The organism is Psychrobacter muriicola 2pS (genome assembly GCF_904846535.1).
GTDB lineage: Bacteria > Pseudomonadota > Gammaproteobacteria > Pseudomonadales > Moraxellaceae > Psychrobacter > Psychrobacter aquimaris.
In genome coordinates this window covers 1-22,673 of sequence record NZ_CAJHBC010000002.1, presented here as the reverse complement: position 1 = coordinate 22,673, position 22,673 = coordinate 1, and the positions used below count along the sequence as shown (strand labels likewise).

Genomic DNA, 22,673 nt, shown 5'->3' with positions numbered 1-22,673 from the left:
CAATCAATAAAGGATTAATCCAAGCGGCTGATACCGTCATTGATTAATTTTGGCGTCACAAATATCAATAACTCTTCTTTCGAATTACTACGCACGTCTTTACGGAAAGCTCGACCAATATAAGGGAGGTCTCCTAAGAAAGGTACCTTATCGACACCATTGTTGGTACGATTCTTAAAAACACCGCCCAACACAACTGTTTGACCATCTTCAACAATAACATTGGTTGAAATAGAATCTTCAGCAATAGCAACCTGATTATTAATAATGGTCGGTGTGCCGTTAGTAATCAACAATTGCAAACCAATTTTACCATCTGGGGTGATATTTGGCGTGGCCTCTAAACTCAACGCCGCCTCTTTAAAGCTGGTCGTCGTGGCACCACTGGCAGATGCTTCTTGATAAGGAATCTGTGTTCCTGAAGAAACTTTTGCCGTTTGCTTGTCTGCTGTCAAAATCTTCGGCGTAGAAATAACTTCACCACGATTATCAGCTTGCAGTGCTGACAATTCAAGATCCAGCATCACATCTGACATACTGAGTAGGCCAAAAGCAATACTGCCAGCGGGGTTTGCCACACCCAAATCAACGTTTAAGTTATCAGGACGCGTAATATCGTATGAAGGATAAGAAACCGTTTGACCATTTACCGTCGTCGTTTCTACATCAAAGTCTTTTAAATCCCATAGCGTTTGATTACTACCACCGACCAATAAATTACGATTATTGGCTGCACCATTTGACAAGATACCCCAACGAACCCCAATCTCTTTACTAAAGCTATCGGTGGCACTCACAATACGCGCTTCAATCATGACCTGACGGACTGGAATATCAATTTTACCAATCAACTTATGGATATTTTCAATACTTTCAGCCACATCTTTAATAATTAAAGTATTGGTACGCTCATCCACTGTTACCGTTCCACGGTTGGACAATAGGGTGTTGTTATCAGCAGAATTTGAATTGCTGCCACCCGATGAACCACTACCTTGAGAAATAAGCGTCAAAACATCTGGCGCTTTTGCATAGCTCAAGCGAATGTATTCGGTACGTAATGGCGCAAAAGACTCAACCGCTTGCTGTGCTTCAAGCTCACGTGCTTCCTGCTCAGCAAGTTCAGTGGAAGGTGCAACCAAAATAACATTGCCATTTTCACGCTTGCCAAGATTCTTACTCTTTAGAATAATATCCAGCGCCTGATCCCATGGGACATTAATAAGGCGTAAGGTGATATTGCCCGCGACTGAATCACTGGCCACAATATTCATTTCCGTAAACTGCGCTAGGATATCTAAGACACTGCGAATCTCAACATCTTGAAACTCCATAGATAATGCTTCACCGCTATAGACTTTTTCTTCAAGTGTTGGCTCACGTAGTAGCTCAGGCTTTCTGATATTAATATTCAGCTGATTACCTGATTGATAAGCCTGATACTCATAGTCCTCTTTGACATTAATAGTAATCACACCATTTTGACCTTGGTTTTTAGTATCAATGCTATCAACCAGACCACTATTAATATTCAAACGGCGTAATAAATTTCTTGGCACGGTGCTACCCGTTAAGCGTACGACTAACTTGTTGCCTTGACGTTGTACATCAACCGGAATGGCTTCATTGGTAAGTGCGATGCTAACATTGCCACCACCATCATTTCCTGCGGCAAAATTGACCGCACTCAGACCATCATAGCTATATTGCTTACTCACTTGCGACGCAGCAAGTTGTGGGCTTAGTAATGGGTTAACTCTGACGACCATCGTATCAGCAGGCACTTGACTTTTAACCACATTTTCACTGGTTATATTGACTGCCGGTGCACTGCTGGTTTCTACAATCGGTGTAACAACTGCTGTCGTCGTGATCGCATTATTATCATTAAGCACGTCTTGGATCGGGTCATTGGTCATTACTGGGCGATTAGGATCCGTAATGGTTAATAGTAAATCGTTACCCTCAATCGACGTCGTATAGTTACCTGCCTGTTTTAGCTCAACAATCAGGCGGGTGGTACTGTCACTATTTAACGTCGTGACCTTATCAATCATACCAATATTGTATTCATTAAAGCGACTAGCAAGTCCATTCTGTACTTGTTCAAAATCTAGTACCAAACGACTAGGATTATCAAGTTGATAAGCAGCAGGTAACACTGGTAAACCTTCAAATCCCAAACGCATTTGCGTCACTGCTGGTGCAGTTTGTACCACAGAAACCTTGCTAATGCGCTGTGCGGCATAGGCACTATTACTTACTGCTACCATGCTGATTGCCAATGCTGAAATAGCAAAAGCAGAAGATACGCGGTTGCTCATCATCATTACCTTGTTATTGCGTACTGTCATTATTTATTCCTCAAAAAATCTGCCGACTTAGCTTATGGGTGAAACCAACGACTGGGGTTTTTCAACAAACCCAGCGCGGCTGTCTGGCACAATTTCAATCAAATTAATCTGGGTCGGCGTGATTTCAACAATACGGCCGTCATTTAGTCCAAGATAATCACCTACTTTGACACTCGCGACTGAACCATCAGGGCGTTGTACCAATGCATATCGCTGACCTTCAGGTGAAATTACGACACCACGAAAAATCAGTTGCGATAGCTCATATTGCTCAAGAGGTTCTTTCACTCTGGTAATGTCAGGACGCACACCATCGATAGAGGTGGTAGGGCCTTGTACATTGACTAAACTCGGTGGTAAGAATGGGCTGCGCTGTGCGCTGGCACTATAAACAAAGTCTTCTACAAGTTCAGCTTTAGGCGGTGGTTCAATAGGCTGAGCGGGTTGATTGCGTATATCAGCCATTGATTGCTCTGCCATACCAATGCGATCGGTACACCCTGTCATTGACAATACAGCAATGCTTAAAACCAAGAGCGTAGGCAGTTTTTGGATACTCATTAGTTGCCTCCTGCAGCATCAGTTGTAGCGGCAGTCGCGACGGCTTCATCACCTTCAGGATCAGCTTCTTTTGAACGGTACGTTTTGGTTTGTAATACTAGATTAAGCTCCGGCAAAACATCCAATGTCGGTTGCGGATTGCTGACCTCAAAATCATGCATAGTAATGATTCGTGGTAAGGCGGCAAGACCACTAATAAAGCTACCAAACTGATGATATTCGCCCAAAGCAGCAATGCGGATAGGTTGCTCAATAAAAAACTCATTTTCAATCTCAGGCTCTACTGAAATATCTTGAAAACGTATATTGCTGCCAACGCCCGTCATGTTAATGCCCTCTACCAGCTCTGATACACGAGTATCTTTTGGTAGCTGATCGAGTAAGGTATTGAACTCGGCTTCCATTTGGACAACTTGCTCTTGATAAGCTTTTAAATGACGCGCCCGTGATTCTTTTTCACGATAGCTATCAAGCAGAGTTTGTTGCTGACTTTCAGCAGCATTGATCTCGTCAATTTTACTACTAATCGGTAAAGCCCACGCCAACGCTGCGATGAGCGTAATAATAAGCCCAATGACAGTTACCTTTACTGGTAATGGCCAGCTGCCATAGTTTTCAGAATCTAACGATTCAAAACTGCGGCGAAACTCCTGCAAATCAAACTGTTGCTTTGGTTTTAAGGTTGTTTTTTTGGTTTTGATCAGGCTCTTTTTACGGTTAAGCTTCATAACTCACCTCCAAGCCCAGTACTAACGTCATCAGGTGTGACTGTCTCTGATTTAACTTTAGTCGTTACCACGAACTGAACATAACTGTCTTCAGGATAAACGGGACGCGGCTGTTCACCAGCGGCGACCGTATTATTAAGCGCTGGTGCAGATTCATAAGCACTGATATTTTGTTGGATATTACTAACTGCTGAATCACCCATCCATTTACTATCATCAAGATTACGAATCAAACTTGATACAATATTTGGATTATCAGCCAGACCTGTCAACGTTAAAATATCGCCCTCGCGTTTGAGATTATTCAAATAGAGTGCCGGCGGGATGGCTTTAGCAAGATCGTCCCATAAACGCACAGGCACAGGACGTCGACCCTGCAAATCTTGAATGACTTGCATACGTGAAATGATATCGTCACGGCGCTGCTCTAGACTGTCAATTTCAGTCAAAGCTGTATCTAAACGAGCATTCTCTTTTTCAATCAATGCGTTTGCATCAAGTTGCTCGTCAAGCTCGTTATTGAAGTAGCTCCATGAAGCAAATGCAGCCAATAAAGTGAGTAAAGTCACGGCTACTACTAAGGTAAGAAATTCTTTATTGCGACGTTCGCGCTCTTCTTGGCGCCAAGGTAATAGGTTAATACGAGCCATTAGTCGAAGCTCCTTAACGCAAGACCGCATGCAGCCATTAAGCTTGGTGCATCAATGGCCAGTTGCTCATTATCGATATTTGGTGCAATGGTCATATTGGTAAAAGGGTTGGCAATACTGACAGTCACCCCAAGTTTTTGTTGTGCCATACCAGCAAGACCAGCAATAGAGCTACTACCACCAGCAAGGACCACATGATCGATACTACTGTATTGGCTTGAAGAAAAATAAAATTGCAATGATCGAGTAATTTGTTGAATGGTATTCTCAATAAAAGGTGTCAACACATCAAGATAGTAGTCATCTGGTAAGGTACGCTCACGCTTACTGATAGATGCCTCTTCAACAGATAGTCCATAACGGTTTTGTATCGCTTCTGTTAATTGAACACCACCAAATAGCTGTTCGCGGCTATATATAAACTCACCATTCTTAGCGATATATAAAGTCGTTTGATTGTGACCGATATCTATCAAAGCTACCAATTCTGGGGCGTTTGGCAAGTTATCTACCATGAGTCCAAAAGCGCGCTCTATGGCATGGGATTCGATATCCATAACCTTGGTCTGTAGACCACCGAAAGTTAGCGCATCAACTCGTTGGTCGACATTTTCCGAGCGTGATGCGGCAAGTAATACTTGCACCATATCATCGCTTACTAAAGAAGGACCTAGAACTTCAAAGTCTAAGTTAACGTCTTCTAATGGATAGGGGATATATTGATCGGCATCTAGACGTATTTGTGCTTCACGCTCAACATCACTTAACGCGGCATCCATATCAATAATTTTAGTGATTACTGCTGACCCTGAAACGGCTGTTGCAGCACTACTACCAGCGACATGACAGCGTTTAGCTAGGTTAGCAATAATATGACCAACCGCTTCAGTATCTACAAGAAGTTTATCGACGACTATACCTTCTGGCAGTCTTTCGATGCCGTAAGATTTTAGATGAAACATACCTTGTTGGCGCTCTATGTCAACCAACTTTACTGAAGTGGCACAGATATCAACACCAATCAAATGTCGACTTTTTGAAGTAAATAGCCTCACAAACTCTATACCTTATATTAAGTGTACAATCTGATAGTTATTTGTAATAATTTAGTACAATACTTTACTTAACAGATAGATTCAAGCATTTAAATAAGTTATTAAGGTCAACTTACACATTTATTATGACCTGCTGATTTTGTTCAAGGTATAATACATTATCTGTTGCAAATTTTAATTGATAAGTTTTCTTATGACCAAAAAAAATGCTACCGCCCGTCTCATTCACTTTTTGGTGGGGCTTGTTATCGCCTGCTTAGCATTGGCTGTGATCCTAGCACTTGCTGTGCCCATTGGTTTTTATGGGATGGCGATGTATTTATCGCCTACCCTGCCTAGCATTCAAGAGATTAAAACAGCAAATCTAGAGATGCCATTACAGATATATAGTAGTGATGACAAACTCATTGGCCAATATGGCAACCGTTTGTCTTTACCAGTTACTTTTGAAGACATTCCTGAAAATTTGACTCATGCCTTTTTAGCAGCAGAAGATGCGTCCTTTTTTCAGCACAGCGGTATTAGTATTAAAGGTCTTGGTCGTGCAGTCACAGAAGTAGTGACTGACGACGACAGCCAAACCGGTGGCTCTACCATTACCATGCAGGTTGCCAAAAACTACTTCTTAAGTCCAGAGCGCACCTTAAATCGAAAATTGGTCGAGCTGTTTTTAGCACGTAAAATAGAAGATGAGCTTAGCAAAAATGATATCTTGACGCTTTATGTCAACAAAATCTATCTCGGCGAAGGCGCTTATGGTATCCGCGCCGCTGCCAAAAAATATTACAGTAAATCACTAGAAAACCTCACTATTGCTGAAACAGCAATGTTGGCAGGCCTGCCAAAAGCCCCCTCTAAATACAACCCTGTTGCCAACCCTAGTCGCGCGCTGACTCGCCGCAACTGGATTATTGGCCGCATGCATGAGTTGGGCTATATCAGCAAAGCTCAACGCGACGAAGCAATCAGCTCGCCAGTAGGCATTAACCTCTATAAAGAGAAGCTTGACGTCAATATGCCTTATTTGGCAGAAATGACACGCTCTACTTTGGTTGATCGCTATGGCGAGCAAGTAATGCATAGTGGTTGGCGAGTACGCCTTACGGTTGATAGTAAAGCACAGACAGATGCGGAAGCGGCGGTACTGACCGGTTTGGTGGCTTACGAACATCGTCATGGCTGGCGCGGTGCAGAAGCGAATGATGAGCCGTTAGAAAATTTCCGTCGCTATAGCAATATGTCTCCTGCCAAAGTTACCAAAGTTAATGCTCGCAGTTTTGAGGCGACAATGGCCTCTGGTGAAAATGTGACCGTTGGTTGGTCTGGTATGAGCTGGGCACGCAAGTATATTTCTGCCGATCGTATCGGTTACTTCCCTAATAACGCCCGCCAAATTGTCACTAAAAACGATATCGTTCGTTTAATACCTACGGCGAACGGCAATTGGCAATTGGGACAAATTCCCAAGCTACAAGGGAGTTTGGTCTCCTTGAATCCAGAAACTGGTGCCGTTAATGCATTGGTCGGTGGCTTTGACTTTAATCACAGTAAATTTAATCGTGCCCTACAAGGCTGGCGTCAGCCCGGCTCAACTATTAAACCACTTGTCTATACCGCTGCCCTAGAAAAAGGCTATCGGCCAGATAGTATTGTTTCGGATCGACCGATTCAAGTAGGTGACTGGAAACCTAAAAATTCTGATCAACGTTTTTTAGGTGACATCACTTTACGCCGTGGACTGTATTTATCTCGTAACTTAGTCTCTATTCGTCTCTTACAAGCAATTGGTATCTCTGATACACGCGACCTATTAGATGAATTCGGTCTTGATAAAGAAAAGCTACCGACGACTTTGTCCTTAGCACTAGGTGCAGGGCAAGCAACACCGTTACAAATGGCAACAGCTTATGCCACGTTTGCCAATGGTGGTCATCGTGTGCAGCCGTACTTTATCGAACAAATTTATAATTATGATAACAACTTACTCTTTCAAGCAAACCCACGCCAAGCGTGTGCTACCTGCTTCAACGAAAAACTTGAAGACCTTAATAAGAATCTCATTGAGAATTATAAGAAATCAATTGAGAATGAAGACAGTCCTATCAACGATGAGGTGACGGTTAAGGCACAAACCTTAGAGAACAGTGATAATAGTGAACAAAACGATAAAGCGCTTAATTTAAATCTGTATGATGCTAGTCCACAGGCCGATCGCTTGAAAGCGCCTGCGGTTCAATATGCAATAGCAAAGCAAGCACCGCGAATCCTAAAACCTCGAGTTGCTTTCGAGATGGCAGATATATTGCGTGATGTCGTACAACTTGGTACTGCACGTAGAGCAAAGGCCCTAGGACGTGACGATATCGGTGGCAAGACGGGTACCACCAACGAAGCAAAAGATGCTTGGTTTGCGGGTTTTCATCCTACTAATGCAACTGTAGTATGGATGGGGTTTGATCAACCATCAACCATGGGCCGTCGTGAATATGGTGGTGTGGCAGCCCTACCCGTTTGGATGGATTTTATGAAGGCTCAACTTAAAGACACGCCTCATCAATGGGTATCTATCAATAACCGTGCCAAATCGAAAAAACAAAAGCAAAGAATTATAGAAATGACTGACGACGGCATCCTCACTACCGATGAAGATACGGATAGCAGCGAATCAGAAAAACCGGTCAAGACTCAAACACAACAGCGAAAATCACCACCGGCTGAGCCTGCTGAAGAACAAAGTAGCTCTCAAGCCGCCAAACCCAGTAACAGTCGTGATAATGATAGCGTGCCGCAAAATCCATTATCAGTAACACCCGTTGAGCGCATGCCACCGATGCCGGAGTAAATAGAAACTCAAGAATGTAAACTTATAACGCAAAAAAAGGCTTATTTAGCACTCGCTACATAAGCCTTTTTTATACTTAATGCTTTGATCTATACCACTCTATTAAAGAATAGTCGTTAGTTAGTTAGTTAGTTAGTTAGTTAGTTAGTTAGTCAATTAATACATCCATCTAATATTATTCGAAGTACAAACTTTTTAATAACTATTTCTAGAACTCAACCATACCAGCACGTAGTTGCTCAATCAGCTCTAAAAACTGCTGACGCCACTCTCGTATTGTTGTCTCATCTGGAAGCCATTGATTCGACAAGGTCACAACGTTAACAATAAGATCAGGTGAGGCAGCATCGCTTGGTGTTTGATCCACGATGGTATCCGGCGGTACGGCGTATAGACAACGCTGATAGGCACGCTCTATATTGGCCAAAAAGCCCTGCTGTTGTAATTGCTGTAAACGCTGAATTTCAGGCGATACTTGGGTACGCTCGCTTAATGCTTTCTCAATCTCTGATAACGTTGGTGCCGTCATGTTCAAACTATAAAAATGACCTAGCTCTTGGGTAAATGCAAGAAAAGCACCGTATAGATGAAAAATAGCGGTTTCACAATGTGATTGATATAGCTGCTTATCATCGGTATTTCCCGCTGCTTGGCAGGATAGACGACAGAAATACAGTTTTTGATTGGTTCGATCTGCTTGATATTTGGCAACACGGGTTTTACCTGCCATTTGCTACTTATCCTTATATAAAGAGTAAATTAGAGCATATTTCCCAGTGTACTATTTTTTTAGATAATAGCACCATGCATTTCTCACTTTTTTATACACACAAAAAAGCCAGCAACTTAGGCTGGCTTTTTATCAGATTAGGAATGAATCAAAGACGCTTAATGCTATTAATTGTTCTGATTAAGCTCTTGGGCAAAAGCTTCATCAAAGCTAGCAAAGTCTTTACTATCAGTGCTTGCCGTCATATCAAATGCTGCATTGAGATCTTTATCTTGCAGTTTTTGCTCCGCTTTCTCTTTGCGTGCTTTATGATAAGCAAGACCCGTACCAGCAGGAATCAAGCGACCAACGACCACGTTTTCTTTCAGACCACGTAGCTCATCCACTTTACCAGTAACGGCAGCCGCAGTTAGTACACGGGTCGTTTCCTGGAACGATGCTGCTGAGATAAAGCTTTCTGTTGCCAGACTTGCTTTGGTGATACCTAACAATTGACGCTCAAACTGTACTGGGAATTTATCTTCCGCTTCCAGCTTCGCATTCAATGCTTTGATATCAGCGTACTCTGCTTGATCACCTTTGAAGTGGTTTGAATCGCCACCATCGGTAATTTCAACTTTACGCAACATCTGACGAATAATCACTTCGATATGCTTATCGTTAATTTTTACACCCTGCAAGCGATAAACGTCCTGTACTTCGTTGACGATATAATCAGCAAGCGCAGTCTGACCTTTCAAACGTAAGATATCATGTGGATTCTGTGGACCATCAGCGATCACTTCACCACGTGCTACCGTTTCGTTTTCAAAGACGTTGATTTGACGCCATTTAGGGATCAGCTCTTCATGTACTTCACCATCTTCATTGGTGATAATAAAGCGGTTTTTGCCTTTAGTCTCTTTACCAAAGCTAACCACACCCGACATTTCTGCCATGATGGCATGATCTTTTGGACGACGTGCTTCAAACAAGTCAGCAACACGTGGTAGACCACCAGTAATATCTTTGGTTCCTGAAGATGCTTGTGGTACACGACCTAAGATCGAACCAGCTGCTACTTTTTCGCCATCGCTCACACGAATGATAGTTTCCGCAGGTAAGAAGTAAACTACTTCTTTACCTTCGTCAGTGTTCAAGATAATCGCAGGACGTAAGTCTTTTGCTGAGCTTGAACGGTCACGAGTGGCTAGAATCTCAAATGAGCTCATACCTGTCGCATCATCAACTTTCACAGTAGCCGTCATACCATCAGTGATATCACTGAAGCGTGCGGTACCAGCAAATTCTGTGATAATTGGATGCGTGTGCGGATCCCATTTAGCGATGGTTTGACCACCTTCAACCTGATCTTCGTGTTTCACAAGGACGCTAGAACCGTAAGGTACTTTATAGCGTTCACGCTCACGACCAAGCTCATCGGTCAACGCAATTTCAGCTGAACGCGAAACGATAACCAAGTGACCATCGGTATGTTGAACGGTTTTCATGTTTTCGAAATGCGCTTGACCAGCATTACGTACAGAAATGCTATTGTCCACAGATGCTGAGCTTGCTGCCCCGCCCACGTGGAACGTACGCATGGTTAACTGAGTACCTGGCTCACCGATAGACTGAGCGGCCATAACACCGACTGACTCGCCGATATTCACTTTATGACCACGTGCAAGGTCACGACCATAACACTGTGAACAAACACCGTGCTCAACATTACAAGTAATAACTGAACGTACCCAGATATCATCAATCGCGTTGCTATCAAGGACGTTAACCCAATACTCATCAATCAAAGTACCAGCTGGAACCAATACTTTATCAGCATCATCGTTATAAGTAACATCACGAGCAGTCACACGACCAAGTACTAGCTCACCTAGCTTCTCAATGATTTCACCACCTTGGATATGTGGCTTCATGAGTAGGCCTTCTTCAGTACCACAATCATCACTAGTGATAACTAAATCTTGCGCCACATCAACCAAACGACGAGTTAGGTAACCCGAGTTAGCCGTTTTCAGTGCTGTATCCGCTAGACCTTTACGTGCACCGTGAGTTGAGATGAAGTACTGTAGTACCGTCAAACCTTCACGGAAGTTCGCTTTAATTGGCGTCTCAATGATTGAGCCATCTGGCTTAGCCATCAAACCACGCATACCAGCCAACTGACGAATCTGAGCAGCACTACCACGAGCACCAGAATCTGACATGATAAAGATAGAGTTAAATGACTTCTGCTCTTCCTCAATGCCTTTGGCATTCATGATTTTATCAGTAGCCAAGTTGTCCATCATCGCTTTAGCGACTTTGTCATTGGTACGTGACCAGATATCAACCACTTTGTTATAGCGCTCACCAGCTGTCACAAAACCTTGCTCGAATTGATCTTCGATCTCACGAACTTCGCCTTCTGCCACTTCGATGATTTGCTTTTTCAGTGGTGGAATGACCATGTCGTCGATACCGATAGACACGCCTGATAACGTTGCTTGAGCAAAACCAAGATACATCAATTGGTCAGCAAACATGACGCTTTCTTTAACACCTACTTTACGGTAGCAAGAGTTGATCAAACGAGAGATGTTTTTCTTCGTCATCTCTTGGTTACACTCATCAAACGACATACCTTTAGGCATGATGTTCCAGATAAGTAAGCGACCAGCAACCGTATCTTTAATGCTAATTTCTTTAGTTTCGTTACCGTCTTCATCAATATGCGTCTCGGTGACACGCACTTTGATTTTAGCGTTTACATGTAAATCGTTTGAACCAATCGCACGCAATGCTTCATTAACGGTGGCAAAAATCATGCCTTCGCCTTTGGCATTAATAGATGAACGACTGATGTAATATAGACCCAGTACAACATCCTGTGATGGTACGATGATCGGATCACCGTTGGCTGGTGACAAGATGTTGTTGGTAGACATCATCAAGGCACGTGATTCAAGCTGCGCTTCTAGCGTCAATGGCACGTGAACGGCCATTTGGTCACCATCAAAATCGGCGTTGAACGCAGTACAAACGAGCGGATGCAATTGGATTGCTTTACCTTCAATTAATACTGGTTCAAATGCCTGTAGGCCCAAACGGTGAAGTGTTGGCGCACGGTTAAGAAGTACTGGATGCTCACGGATAACCATGGCCAGCATATCCCACACTTGCGGCTCTTCTCGTTCTACCATCTTTTTAGCAGCTTTAATCGTCGTTGCTAAACCATGAGACAATAGTTTGTTATAAGTAAATGGCTTAAATAGTTCTAGTGCCATTTTCTTTGGTAGACCACACTGATGTAGACGTAGTGTTGGGCCTACAACGATGACCGAACGACCAGAGTAATCAACACGTTTACCTAGCAAGTTCTGACGGAAACGGCCTTGCTTACCTTTGATCATATCAGCCAAAGATTTCAATGGACGCTTATTACTACCAGTAATGGCACGACCGCGACGACCGTTATCAAGCAACGCATCCACTGACTCTTGCAGCATACGTTTTTCGTTACGTACGATAATATCAGGGGCGCTCAGCTCAAGCAGACGCTTTAAACGATTGTTACGGTTGATCACACGGCGATATAGATCGTTTAGATCTGAAGTCGCAAAACGACCACCTTCTAGCGGTACTAGAGGGCGCAAATCTGGTGGTAGTACTGGTAAGATGTTCATTACCATCCACTCAGGCTTGTTATTAGAATCACGGAATGCTTCTAATAATTTAAGACGCTTAGACATCTTCTTAAGCTTAGTCTCAGAACCTGTTTGCGGAATCGCTTCACGCAGCTCATCAATCTCAAGATCCATATCGATATCTTTCAATAAGTCTTGGACAGCTTCTGCACCCATCTTGGCAGTAAATTCATCACCAAACTCTTCAAGCGCTTTGTAGTAATCTTCATCATCAAGCAACTGATATTTTTCTAAGCTGGTTAGACCAGGCTCAGTAACGATATAGCTTTCAAAATATAGAACGCGCTCAATGTCACGCAATGTCATGTCTAGCAACAGACCGATGCGGCTTGGTAATGATTTTAAGAACCAAATATGCGCTACTGGACTGGCTAGGTCAATATGACCCATACGGTCACGACGTACTTTAGCAGTGGTAACTTCAACACCACATTTTTCGCAGATAACGCCTTGGAATTTACGGCGCTTATATTTACCACATAGACATTCAAAATCTTTTACTGGACCAAAGATTTTGGCACAAAAAAGACCATCACGCTCAGGTTTGAACGTACGATAGTTAATAGTTTCAGGTTTTTTTACTTCACCGTGTGACCATGATTTGATCACGTCAGGTGAGGCTAAAGTAATTTGAATGCTATCAAACTCTTGGTTACCGTTGCCGGTAGGGCTTTGCATGATATCGAGTAAATCTTTCAAGTTGCTTCTCCGTTATCTTTATAATCATCTCACAGCGTACCATTGACGCAGCTAAGATGAATGAAGGCAATGAACAGGGTTGAGACAAATCACTAAAAGCAGCAGCGATGCGCATACTGCTTTTAGATTGACCACTAAGAATAATAATTGACTAAGACCATGTTAAAGGTAGCCTCAGTCAGCCGTGCTTAATGGGTTTGCTTTAACTCAATATTAATACCCAGTGATTTGATTTCTTTGGTCAGTACGTTGAATGACTCAGGCATACCTGGATCCATATACTGCTCACCATCAACGATGTTTTTGTACATACGAGTACGGCCTTCAACATCATCCGACTTCACAGTTAGCATTTCTTGCAACGTGTAAGTCGCACCATATGCTTCTAGTGCCCACACTTCCATCTCACCGAAGCGCTGACCACCAAATTGAGCTTTACCGCCCAATGGCTGCTGTGTTACTAGAGAATAAGAACCTGTTGAACGCGCATGCATTTTGTCATCAACCAAATGGTTAAGTTTGAGCATATACATGTAGCCAACGGTCACTTTGCGGTCAAACTTCTGACCGGTACGACCATCATACAATGTCTGCTGACCATCACGATCCATACCAGCAAGCTCAAGCAAATCTTTAACTTGGCTTTCTCTTGCGCCGTCAAACACTGCTGTGCCCATTGGTACACCAGCACGCAAGTTATCTGCTAGCGCCATGATATCATCATCACTCAAGCTATCAAGATCAACTTGTTCACCGCCGACTTGGTTATAGATTTTGTCCAAGAAATCACGCAGCTCTTTGATCGCTGCTTGAGATTTGAGCATACCATCAATCTTCTCGCCCAAACCTTTAGCTGCCATGCCCAAATGCGTCTCTAGTACCTGACCGATGTTCATACGAGATGGTACACCAAGTGGGTTCAATACGATGTCAACGGTATTACCATTCTCATCATAAGGCATATCTTCGACTGGCATAATGCGCGATACAACACCTTTGTTACCATGACGACCAGCCATTTTATCACCAGGCTGAATACGACGCTTAACCGCTAGATATACCTTAACGATTTTTTGTACGCCATGTTGTAAGTCATCACCAGCGGTTAATTTGCGTTTTTTCTCAGCAAACTTCACATCGATGTCTTTTTGCTTATCAACCAAATACTCAGCGATTTGCGTTAAACGCTCAGAGATTTCTTCTTCAACTGGCTGAATATCAAGCAAAGTCTCAAGGCTCATATCTTTCATATCAGCCAATGCCATCACTGTACCGGCTTTTAGACCAGAACCACCACTGACTTTTTGGCCATCTAATAGATTACCAATACGACCACGGGCTGCTTCTTCAAAGATACGTAGCTCTTCTTTTAAATCTTTACGGTAGCTATCAAGCTGTGATTTTTCAATAGCTCTTGCACGCGCATCTTTTTCGACGCCATCACGGGTAAAGACTTGAACGTCAATAACCGTACCTTTGCTTGATGTTGGAACACGCAAAGACGTGTCTTTCACATCAGCCGCTTTCTCACCAAAGATAGCCCGTAGTAGTTTCTCTTCTGGCGTTAGTTGCGTCTCACCTTTTGGCGTAACTTTACCAACTAGAATATCACCAGCATCAACTTCAGCACCGATATAAACGATACCTGCTTCATCAAGACTTGATAATGCAGCTTCACCAACGTTTGGAATATCAGCAGTAATCTCTTCTGTACCTAGCTTGGTATCACGTGCCACACAAGTCAATTCTTGGATATGAATCGTGGTGAAACGATCTTCTTTAACTACTTTTTCAGATAGCAAGATTGAATCTTCGAAGTTGTAACCATTCCACGGCATAAATGCGATGCGAATGTTCTGACCTAGCGCTAGCTCACCAAGATCCGTTGATGGACCATCAGCCAAGATATCACCCAAAGCGATCTCATCACCTTGGTTAACAATGATACGTTGATTGATACAAGTGTTTTGGTTAGAGCGTGTGTATTTGATCAAGTTATAGATATCAATACCCGCTTCACCAGCGACCATTTCGTCTTCGTTTACACGAACAACGATACGTGATGCATCAACGTCTTCAATCACACCGCCACGTTTTGCAATCACACAAACACCAGAGTCACGAGCAACGTGACGCTCCATACCAGTGCCTACTAACGGCTTATCAGCACGTAACGTAGGAACCGCCTGACGCTGCATGTTCGAGCCCATCAAGGCACGGTTAGCATCATCATGCTCTAGGAATGGAATTAAGCCTGCTGCGACCGATACTACCTGACTTGGCGACACATCCATATGCGTCACTTTTTCTGGCGGCATACGGACGAATTCACCATAGCTACGCACACTGACCATTTCATCAGATAACGCGCCTTCTGCGGTTACTGGTGAATCAGCCTGTGCAATGACCGTACCTACTTCTTCGATTGCTGATAGATACTCAATAACGTCTGTTACTTTACCATCAACCACACGGCGATACGGCGTTTCTAGGAAGCCAAAGCTGTTAGTTTTTGCAAACGTAGCTAGTGAGTTGATCAGACCAATGTTTGGACCTTCAGGAGTCTCAATCGGACATACACGGCCATAATGGGTATCATGTACGTCACGTACTTCAAAGCCTGCACGTTCACGGGTCAAACCACCAGGTCCTAATGCTGATACACGGCGTTTATGGGTAACTTCCGACAATGGGTTGTTCTGATCCATAAACTGTGACAACTGGCTTGAACCAAAGAACTCTTTAACCGCAGCGGCAACAGGCTTTGAGTTAATCAAATCCTGTGGTGACAAGTTATCAGATTCCGCTGAGCTTAGACGCTCTTTCACGGCACGCTCAACACGTACTAGACCAACACGGAATTGATTTTCTGCCATCTCGCCTACTGAACGAATACGACGGTTACCTAAATGGTCAATATCATCGACTTCGCCACGACCGTTACGGATTTCGATCAGCTCTTTTAGAACGTTAACGATATCTTCATTGGTCAATACGCTACGAGCGCGTTGAATATCTGGATCATCAGTGTTATCAAATTCTAAACCGAGACGACGGTTGAATTTCATACGACCGACATTTGACAAGTCATAACGATCAGCGTTAAAGAACATGCTGTCAAACAGTTTTTCAGCAGTCTCAACGGTTGGTGGCTCACCTGGACGCATGACTTTATAGATTTCAATCAATGCTTCTTCACGGCTTGAGGTACTATCTGCACGTAGCGTGTCAGCAATATAACTACCCTGATCGATATCGTTGGTGAATAGAATGCTGAATTCTTTGATAGACTCGCTGGCTTCAAATGCGCTTAATTTAACCAATAATTCATGGTCAATCAAAGTATTAGCTTTAGCGATAACTTCATCATTTACGACGATATCTTCAGCTAAGATACGCTCATAGAGATATTCATCAGGCACCGCAATTTTCGTCATACCTGCTTCTTCAAGCTGACGGATACGGCGCGCATTAATACGCTTGCCCTGCTCTACAATGACATCACCTTCTGGTGATACGATATCAAACTGAGCCATCTCACCACGTAGGCGATCAGCTACTAAGTCAATTTCAAACTGCTCTTCGCCTTTATAAACAGCCACTTTATCAAAGAACAAATCTAAGATTTCAGAAGTTGTTAACCCAAGCGCACGTAGAATGATTGACGCAAGTAACTTACGACGACGGTCAATACGAGCAAAAACTAAATCTTTTGCATCAAATTCAAAGTCTAACCATGAGCCACGGTAAGGGATGATACGTGCGTTATAAAGCACTTTACCACTTGAATGCGACTTACCTTTATCATGATCAAAGAACACACCAGGTGAACGATGTAGCTGAGATACGATAACACGCTCAGTACCATTGATAATGAAAGTACCGTTAGCCGTCATCAAAGGCATCTCGCCCATATAAACGCTTTGCTCACGGATATCTTTGATTGCCGCTTTGCTGTCTTTGTCTTTGCTGTCTTTATCTTTGATAATCAAGCGAATTTTGACACGCATCGGTGCAGCAAACGTTGAGCCACGTAAGATACACTCACGCTCATCAAACTCAGGCGTACCTAAATAATATTCAACGAATTGTAGCTCTGCGTTACCAGAGTGACTCTCAATTGGGAAAATAGAGGAATACGCAGCTTGCAAACCAGTATTCTCACGAGCTTTTGGCTTTTTGTGCTCTTGCAAAAATTGCTCGTAAGAATCTACTTGAATAGACAGTAAATAGGGAATGTCCATCACAGTGGGCAATTCAGCAAAACTTTTGCGAATACGCTTTTTTTCAGTATAAGAATATGCCATCGAGAGTCCTTACAGTAAACGTGGAAACAAATTAAAAGCGTGGCCAGCGTACATAAATACGATGCAAACTTGGCGACGTAAACGATAATATAAAACAGGTGATCGTGTTCGGTTTATATCTTTTGTCAATTACTACTTCTGCTATCAGTGCTTGCTTAGCACCCTTACTTTAATTTTATAATCAGTATCTAAGTCAGTCTATATGACCACTCAGACTATTAAATTCAATATCATATCATCAAAAACATATTGCTTTTGAGGCAAAACTTACTCGTAAAGGTAAGGAAAAATGACTTATTTAAGGGTATTTCTAAGTTATCTGCAATCAAAACTGGTTATATCTAGGCAATTTTCTTTCAAAACAATGGCTCTATCAAAACCAACAACTCTATAAAAACTAATATCGTCGCTGATATGTACCGTCTATAAGCCTAACTACTGACAGTGAAACCATACGAAACGGACAACCTAAACTGAATAGCTTTTCAGAATTAATAATAATCGGGGTAACTATAACTTTTAGAATCAGTATAAACTATAGTGTTAATGGGAAAGCATGCAGACACAAAAAAATGCCAAACATCTATGGACGTTTAGCTCATATCAACTGATTTCAAAAACTGGCATGTGTGCTTGCATGTATATCGTCTGTCCTTTTGATGGGTATCCACCGTGATGTTGCATACGTATGTTGGCAGACACAAAAGGTCAAGCTACGAATTATAGTAAAAAAAAGCTGGCAATGCAAGGCATTACCAGCTTTTTTTGTACAGCAGTTAAACTATTTTAGTTCAACAGTTGCACCAGCTTCTTCAAGTTTCTTTTTCAACTCTTCAGCTTCAGCTTTGTTAACGCCTTCTTTGATTGGAGCTGGAGCGCTTTCAACCAAATCTTTCGCTTCTTTCAAGCCAAGACCAGTAGCTTCACGTACGGCTTTAATTACGCCAACTTTCTTCTCGCCAAAGCTGGCAAGAACTACGTCAAACTCGTCTTTTTCTTCAGCAGCAGCAGCAGCAGGGCCAGCAGCAGCAGGTGCAGCAGCAACAGCAGCTGTTACGCCGAATTTTTCTTCCATAGCGCTGATTAATTCAACGATATCCATTACTGACATTTCAGCGATTGCGTTTAACACGTCATCTTTAGATAGTGCCATGAGAACTCTCCGTTATCTGATAAAAATTAATTGATTTTAATATCGCTTGGATTGCTTGCCAAATTTTCAAATAGTGTTGACAATAAAGTGCAATCGGCGATGTCAAAGTTACGTTAAAACAAGCAATTAAGCAGCTTCTTTTGCGTCTTTGATTGCTGCAACAGTGCGAACGAACTTGCCAGGAACTGCGTTCATAGTCTGGACAAGCTTGGTCACTGGTGCATTCATAGTAGCCATCAAGATAGAGATTGCTTCGTCGCGAGTTGGTAGCTTCGATACGCGCTCTAGCTCTTCTGGACCATAAACCACACCACCAACTGATACCAATTTGGTCTCTAAAGCTTTGTTATCTTTGCTGAAGTCGAAAACGACTCGAGCAGCAGATCCCAAATCTTCCATAGAGAAAGCCAAAAGTAGTGGACCAGTCATACGGTCTGACATGCTCTCAAACTTAGTGCCTTCAAAAGCGCGTTTTGCTAGGGTATTTTTTACCACTTTCAAAACGACGCCTTTTTCACGGGCTTGTTCGCGCAGCTTAGTAAGCTTTGCAACACCAATACCGTGATATTCGGCAGCTACTGCTGAGTAAGCATTAGCAGCAACTTCAGACACTTCAGCCACAACTTGTTGTTTTTGCTCTAGCGTTAATGCCATAAGTTGACTCCTTTAATCTTATCAATCTGCTCAGTATTTCAATGCTTAAAAACCGAAGTTCTTAATTATTAAATGACTGGCTTAGATCGACTTGATACGACACGTTATTCGTAAACCTTATAAAAATAAACTTTACTTATAACGACTGATTACGGCACCGTTATCAGAATGACATCAAGTGATAGGTTGCCCTATCGGCTCTTATCAACAACTGGGTGGGTCACCGTCTGCGTAGGACAACTAAGATTTTCATCTGTCGTCGATTAACAAAAGCAGCTCATTGTCATTACTAATAATCTAAAAATTATTAACTATAACGCAAAACTACCCTCTACCTACGGTCTTAGACAGCATAGCGTTTGCTACGCTGACCTAATTCTTTAAAATATTTTTGCGTCCTTTATTTAAAATCGTCAAATAAAGGCACATATTTAACTATTTTGCTGTGCGATATGGAACTGGATCAATACTTAGACCAGGACCCATAGTGCTAGACAAGGTGATTTTCTTGATGAAAGTACCTTTAGAAGTAGCAGGTTTAGCACGTTTTAGATCTGTAATTAGTGCTTCAGCATTTTGGATTACTTGCTCAGCAGTAAAACCAATTTGACCGATAGTCGTGTGGATAATACCTGCTTTGTCTACACGATACTGTGCTTGACCGGCTTTAGCGTTAGTAACCGCTTCAGCAACGTTAGGCGTAACCGTACCGACTTTAGGGTTAGGCATTAGACCACGTGGACCTAGGATAGTACCTAATTGACCAACAACACGCATTGCATCAGGAGCAGCAATAACGATATCAAAGTCCATGTTACCGGCTTTGATTGATTCTGCTAGGTCTTCAAAACCAACGATATCTGCACCAGCTTCTTTGGCGGCTTCAGCAGCAGCACCTTGAGCAAATACAGCAACGCGTTTGGTTTTACCAGTACCAGCAGGTAGGTTGGTAGCGCCACGAACCACTTGATCAGATTTACGTGGGTCAACGCCCAAGTTTACTGCGATATCAATTGATTCTTTAAACTTAAGAGGTGGCAAATCGTTTAGGATTTGAACCGCTTCTTCGATAGTGTATTGTTTTTCGTGCTCAATACGGCTATTGATTTCTTTTTGACGTTTGGTTAGCTTAGACATTATACACCCTCCACGGTAATACCCATTGAACGTGCAGTACCAGCGATGGTACGAACAGCAGCATCAAGATCAGCAGCAGTTAAATCTGCATCTTTGGTCTTAACGATGTCTTCTAGTTGTGCACGGTCAACTTTACCGACTTTAGCGGTGTTAGGTGTACCAGAACCTTTAGCAATACCAGCAGCCTTACGTAGTAAGTATGCAGCTGGTGGTGACTTCATGATGAAGGTAAAAGACTTATCGCTGTATACAGTGATCTCAGTAGGAATCGGTAGACCCGGCTCTTGGTTTGAGGTCGCAGCGTTAAATTCTTTACAGAACGCCATGATGTTCACGCCTTTTTGACCCAATGCTGGACCAATCGGTGGTGAAGGATTTGCTTTGCCTGCAGGCACTTGCAGTTTGATGTAACCATCAATCTTCTTAGCCATGATACTCTCCTAAATGGGTAATAGCGCCAAATCAACGTAATATAATCTTCGTTGACTAACAGCTCCCCGGTTGATGAATTTTTTGCTGATTTAGTCTAGCTTTTCAACCTTACTAAACTCAAGCTCGACCTGAGTCGGACGATTAAATACGTTTACCGTTAAATGTAGCTTAGACTTTTCATAATCCACTTTTTCAACCAACCCTTTAAAGTCAGTAAATGGACCGTCGATAACCAATAACTCTTCGCCCGGCTCAAATAGAGTCTTAGGACGTGGATCAGTTTCAGTCTGATTCAAACGGTTTAAAATACGATCTGCTTCTACTTGGGTAATTGGTGCTGGTGTTTCAGGTGTACCACCGATGAAACCCATAATACGTGGACAATCTTTAACGATATGCCAAGTATTGTCGTTCATTTCCATCTGGATCAATACATAACCTGGAAAGAACTTACGCTCACTCTTACGCTTTTTGCCGTCTTTCATTTCGACGACTTCTTCAGTAGGAACCAATACGTCACCGAAAGAATCCGCAAATTCACTACGATTAATACGATCAGTTAATGAACGCTGTACTTGCTTTTCATATCCTGAAAACGCTTGGACAATATACCAACGCATATCACGCTCCTGATCATTATAAGTAAGTTTTAGATTAAGTCTCACTAATACGTGCGACTAACCAATAAAGATGCCAACGAACCAATTGAAAAAGTTATCTAATAGCCAAACTAGAAAACCAACAATGGCAATCATGACAATGACCTGCCAGGTATATTGAAACGTTTCATCTTTACCTGGCCATGTCACTCGGCGCAATTCAACAGCAGCGTCTTTTAATAATATTTTAAAAGCGCGACCCTGATGCGTTAATGCCAAGCATACTAAGGCGAATACAATAAGGGCAACGATAATACCAATACGTACCCAAACATCATTGGCAGGTTGCCAATAGCCAGGTAAATATTGATTAACTAACGTCGCCCCGATCAATACTGCTGCGGCAAGTAGCCACAATACCACATCTTTTATTGAACCTGTTTTAGCCACTTCAACAGCAGTTGTTTGATTGCCCGCTGAGATGTGCTTACCTTTAGACAGCATTCCACCAGCACCGGCCTTGGCATCAGATAACTTAGTCTCGAGGTTATCTTGATCATTGCTCATAAAGAACTCGCTTCGGAGATGGTGAGGTATAACAAAGATGTGATAAGAAGATGGCAGGCGATGTAGGACTCGAACCTACAACCCTCGGTTTTGGAGACCGATGCTCTACCAATTGAGCCAATCGCCTATGGGTGTTAAGGCTGATAATTATACAAGATTTTAATGAGAATGCAAGTTTTAAGATGATATTTTATCTGGATAATTTAATAAATCGCTTTTTCAGTGATAAAAAATCAGAAAACTCTATTTAGAATCACATATGAAAGCCAAAATCTAACAGAAGTTACTACTTTAATAGTTTAAAACATACAGCTAGTATTTGAATAACCACTGACTTGATAAGCATTGCTCTGACTTATTAAACTGTTAATAAAAAAAGCCACCCTTTTACAAGGATGGCTTCTTTATGACTAACTCATAAGCTCATTACTGAGACTTAGTGATTAGTTCAATACGTTAGCAACAACACCAGCGCCTACAGTACGGCCGCCTTCACGAATTGCAAAGCGAAGACCTTTG

16 protein-coding genes and 1 tRNA gene are annotated in these 22,673 nt (G+C 42.5%); 1 reads left to right on the top strand and 16 read right to left on the bottom strand.

Annotated elements, in window-relative coordinates; all coding sequences use genetic code 11:
• Positions 1-14: 14 nt before the first annotated feature.
• The 5 genes from JMX93_RS02480 to JMX93_RS02460 are packed head-to-tail and all read right to left on the bottom strand — an operon-like array spanning position 15 to position 5,348.
• Positions 15-2,354, bottom strand: coding sequence for a type IV pilus secretin PilQ (locus tag JMX93_RS02480; RefSeq protein WP_443557949.1), 2,340 nt, complete (start codon positions 2,352-2,354; stop codon positions 15-17).
• 27 nt (positions 2,355-2,381) lie between these two features.
• A complete protein-coding gene (locus JMX93_RS02475) occupies positions 2,382-2,915 on the bottom strand; it encodes a pilus assembly protein PilP (protein WP_496191040.1) in 534 nt (177 codons plus the stop codon).
• Positions 2,915-3,643 (bottom strand): type IV pilus inner membrane component PilO, encoded by a 729-nt coding sequence (locus JMX93_RS02470; RefSeq protein ID WP_499203751.1) that lies wholly within the window; start codon positions 3,641-3,643, stop codon positions 2,915-2,917. The genes JMX93_RS02475 and JMX93_RS02470 overlap by 1 nt, the downstream gene beginning before the upstream one ends.
• Positions 3,640-4,293 (bottom strand): PilN domain-containing protein, encoded by a 654-nt coding sequence (locus JMX93_RS02465; protein ID WP_499203750.1) that lies wholly within the window; start codon positions 4,291-4,293, stop codon positions 3,640-3,642. The genes JMX93_RS02470 and JMX93_RS02465 overlap by 4 nt, the downstream gene beginning before the upstream one ends.
• Positions 4,293-5,348, bottom strand: a complete 1,056-nt coding sequence (locus JMX93_RS02460; RefSeq protein ID WP_499203749.1) for a pilus assembly protein PilM — start codon at positions 5,346-5,348, stop codon at positions 4,293-4,295. Before JMX93_RS02460 ends, JMX93_RS02465 begins: the two co-directional genes overlap by 1 nt.
• A 193-nt stretch (positions 5,349-5,541) precedes the next feature.
• On the opposite strand from JMX93_RS02460, the gene JMX93_RS02455 reads away from it, so the two are divergent.
• Positions 5,542-8,190, top strand: coding sequence for a penicillin-binding protein 1A (locus JMX93_RS02455; RefSeq protein WP_499203748.1), 2,649 nt, complete (start codon positions 5,542-5,544; stop codon positions 8,188-8,190).
• A gap of 208 nt (positions 8,191-8,398) precedes the next feature.
• On the opposite strand, the gene JMX93_RS02450 is transcribed toward JMX93_RS02455, so the two are convergent.
• The 11 genes from JMX93_RS02450 to JMX93_RS02400 form a co-directional block, all read right to left on the bottom strand.
• Entirely contained in the window at positions 8,399-8,920 is a 522-nt protein-coding gene (locus JMX93_RS02450) for a DUF6586 family protein (protein ID WP_193013448.1), read from the bottom strand.
• A gap of 167 nt (positions 8,921-9,087) precedes the next feature.
• Positions 9,088-13,305: a DNA-directed RNA polymerase subunit beta' gene (rpoC, locus tag JMX93_RS02445; protein WP_499203747.1), complete on the bottom strand. Its 4,218-nt coding sequence runs from the start codon at positions 13,303-13,305 to the stop codon at positions 9,088-9,090.
• A gap of 188 nt (positions 13,306-13,493) precedes the next feature.
• The gene (gene rpoB, locus JMX93_RS02440) at positions 13,494-17,612 is read right to left on the bottom strand and encodes a DNA-directed RNA polymerase subunit beta (protein WP_193013450.1); all 4,119 of its coding nucleotides are present in this window, start codon (positions 17,610-17,612) and stop codon (positions 13,494-13,496) included.
• Between the two features lie 781 nt (positions 17,613-18,393).
• Positions 18,394-18,765, bottom strand: coding sequence for a 50S ribosomal protein L7/L12 (rplL, locus tag JMX93_RS02435; protein ID WP_011514491.1), 372 nt, complete (start codon positions 18,763-18,765; stop codon positions 18,394-18,396).
• A gap of 126 nt (positions 18,766-18,891) precedes the next feature.
• A complete protein-coding gene (gene rplJ, locus JMX93_RS02430) occupies positions 18,892-19,419 on the bottom strand; it encodes a 50S ribosomal protein L10 (protein ID WP_149488620.1) in 528 nt (175 codons plus the stop codon).
• 435 nt (positions 19,420-19,854) lie between these two features.
• Positions 19,855-20,556, bottom strand: a complete 702-nt coding sequence (gene rplA, locus JMX93_RS02425) for a 50S ribosomal protein L1 (RefSeq protein ID WP_193013451.1) — start codon at positions 20,554-20,556, stop codon at positions 19,855-19,857.
• Positions 20,556-20,987, bottom strand: a complete 432-nt coding sequence (gene rplK, locus JMX93_RS02420; protein WP_010201717.1) for a 50S ribosomal protein L11 — start codon at positions 20,985-20,987, stop codon at positions 20,556-20,558. Before rplK ends, rplA begins: the two co-directional genes overlap by 1 nt.
• Positions 20,988-21,077: 90 nt before the next feature.
• Entirely contained in the window at positions 21,078-21,608 is a 531-nt protein-coding gene (nusG, locus tag JMX93_RS02415) for a transcription termination/antitermination protein NusG (protein WP_193013452.1), read from the bottom strand.
• Between the two features lie 57 nt (positions 21,609-21,665).
• Positions 21,666-22,154, bottom strand: a complete 489-nt coding sequence (gene secE, locus JMX93_RS02410) for a preprotein translocase subunit SecE (protein ID WP_083475710.1) — start codon at positions 22,152-22,154, stop codon at positions 21,666-21,668.
• A gap of 51 nt (positions 22,155-22,205) precedes the next feature.
• Positions 22,206-22,281: transfer RNA gene (locus tag JMX93_RS02405), tRNA-Trp, on the bottom strand.
• A 316-nt stretch (positions 22,282-22,597) separates the two neighbouring features.
• The coding region (locus tag JMX93_RS02400) for an EF-Tu C-terminal domain-related protein (RefSeq protein WP_449301519.1) at positions 22,598-22,673 on the bottom strand (76 nt) is incomplete at its 5' end.

Excerpts from the sequence above, each read along its gene's own strand:
- JMX93_RS02480 (WP_443557949.1), bottom strand. The coding sequence starts at position 2,354 with ATGACAGTACGCAATAACAAGGTAATGATGATGAGCAACCGCGTATCT.
- JMX93_RS02475 (WP_496191040.1), bottom strand. The coding sequence starts at position 2,915 with ATGAGTATCCAAAAACTGCCTACGCTCTTGGTTTTAAGCATTGCTGTA.
- JMX93_RS02470 (WP_499203751.1), bottom strand. The coding sequence starts at position 3,643 with ATGAAGCTTAACCGTAAAAAGAGCCTGATCAAAACCAAAAAAACAACC.
- JMX93_RS02465 (WP_499203750.1), bottom strand. The coding sequence starts at position 4,293 with ATGGCTCGTATTAACCTATTACCTTGGCGCCAAGAAGAGCGCGAACGT.
- JMX93_RS02455 (WP_499203748.1), top strand. The coding sequence starts at position 5,542 with ATGACCAAAAAAAATGCTACCGCCCGTCTCATTCACTTTTTGGTGGGG.
- JMX93_RS02450 (WP_193013448.1), bottom strand. The coding sequence starts at position 8,920 with ATGGCAGGTAAAACCCGTGTTGCCAAATATCAAGCAGATCGAACCAAT.
- rpoB (WP_193013450.1), bottom strand. The coding sequence starts at position 17,612 with ATGGCATATTCTTATACTGAAAAAAAGCGTATTCGCAAAAGTTTTGCT.
- rplL (WP_011514491.1), bottom strand. The coding sequence starts at position 18,765 with ATGGCACTATCTAAAGATGACGTGTTAAACGCAATCGCTGAAATGTCA.
- rplJ (WP_149488620.1), bottom strand. The coding sequence starts at position 19,419 with ATGGCATTAACGCTAGAGCAAAAACAACAAGTTGTGGCTGAAGTGTCT.
- rplA (WP_193013451.1), bottom strand. The coding sequence starts at position 20,556 with ATGTCTAAGCTAACCAAACGTCAAAAAGAAATCAATAGCCGTATTGAG.
- rplK (WP_010201717.1), bottom strand. The coding sequence starts at position 20,987 with ATGGCTAAGAAGATTGATGGTTACATCAAACTGCAAGTGCCTGCAGGC.
- nusG (WP_193013452.1), bottom strand. The coding sequence starts at position 21,608 with ATGCGTTGGTATATTGTCCAAGCGTTTTCAGGATATGAAAAGCAAGTA.
- secE (WP_083475710.1), bottom strand. The coding sequence starts at position 22,154 with ATGAGCAATGATCAAGATAACCTCGAGACTAAGTTATCTGATGCCAAG.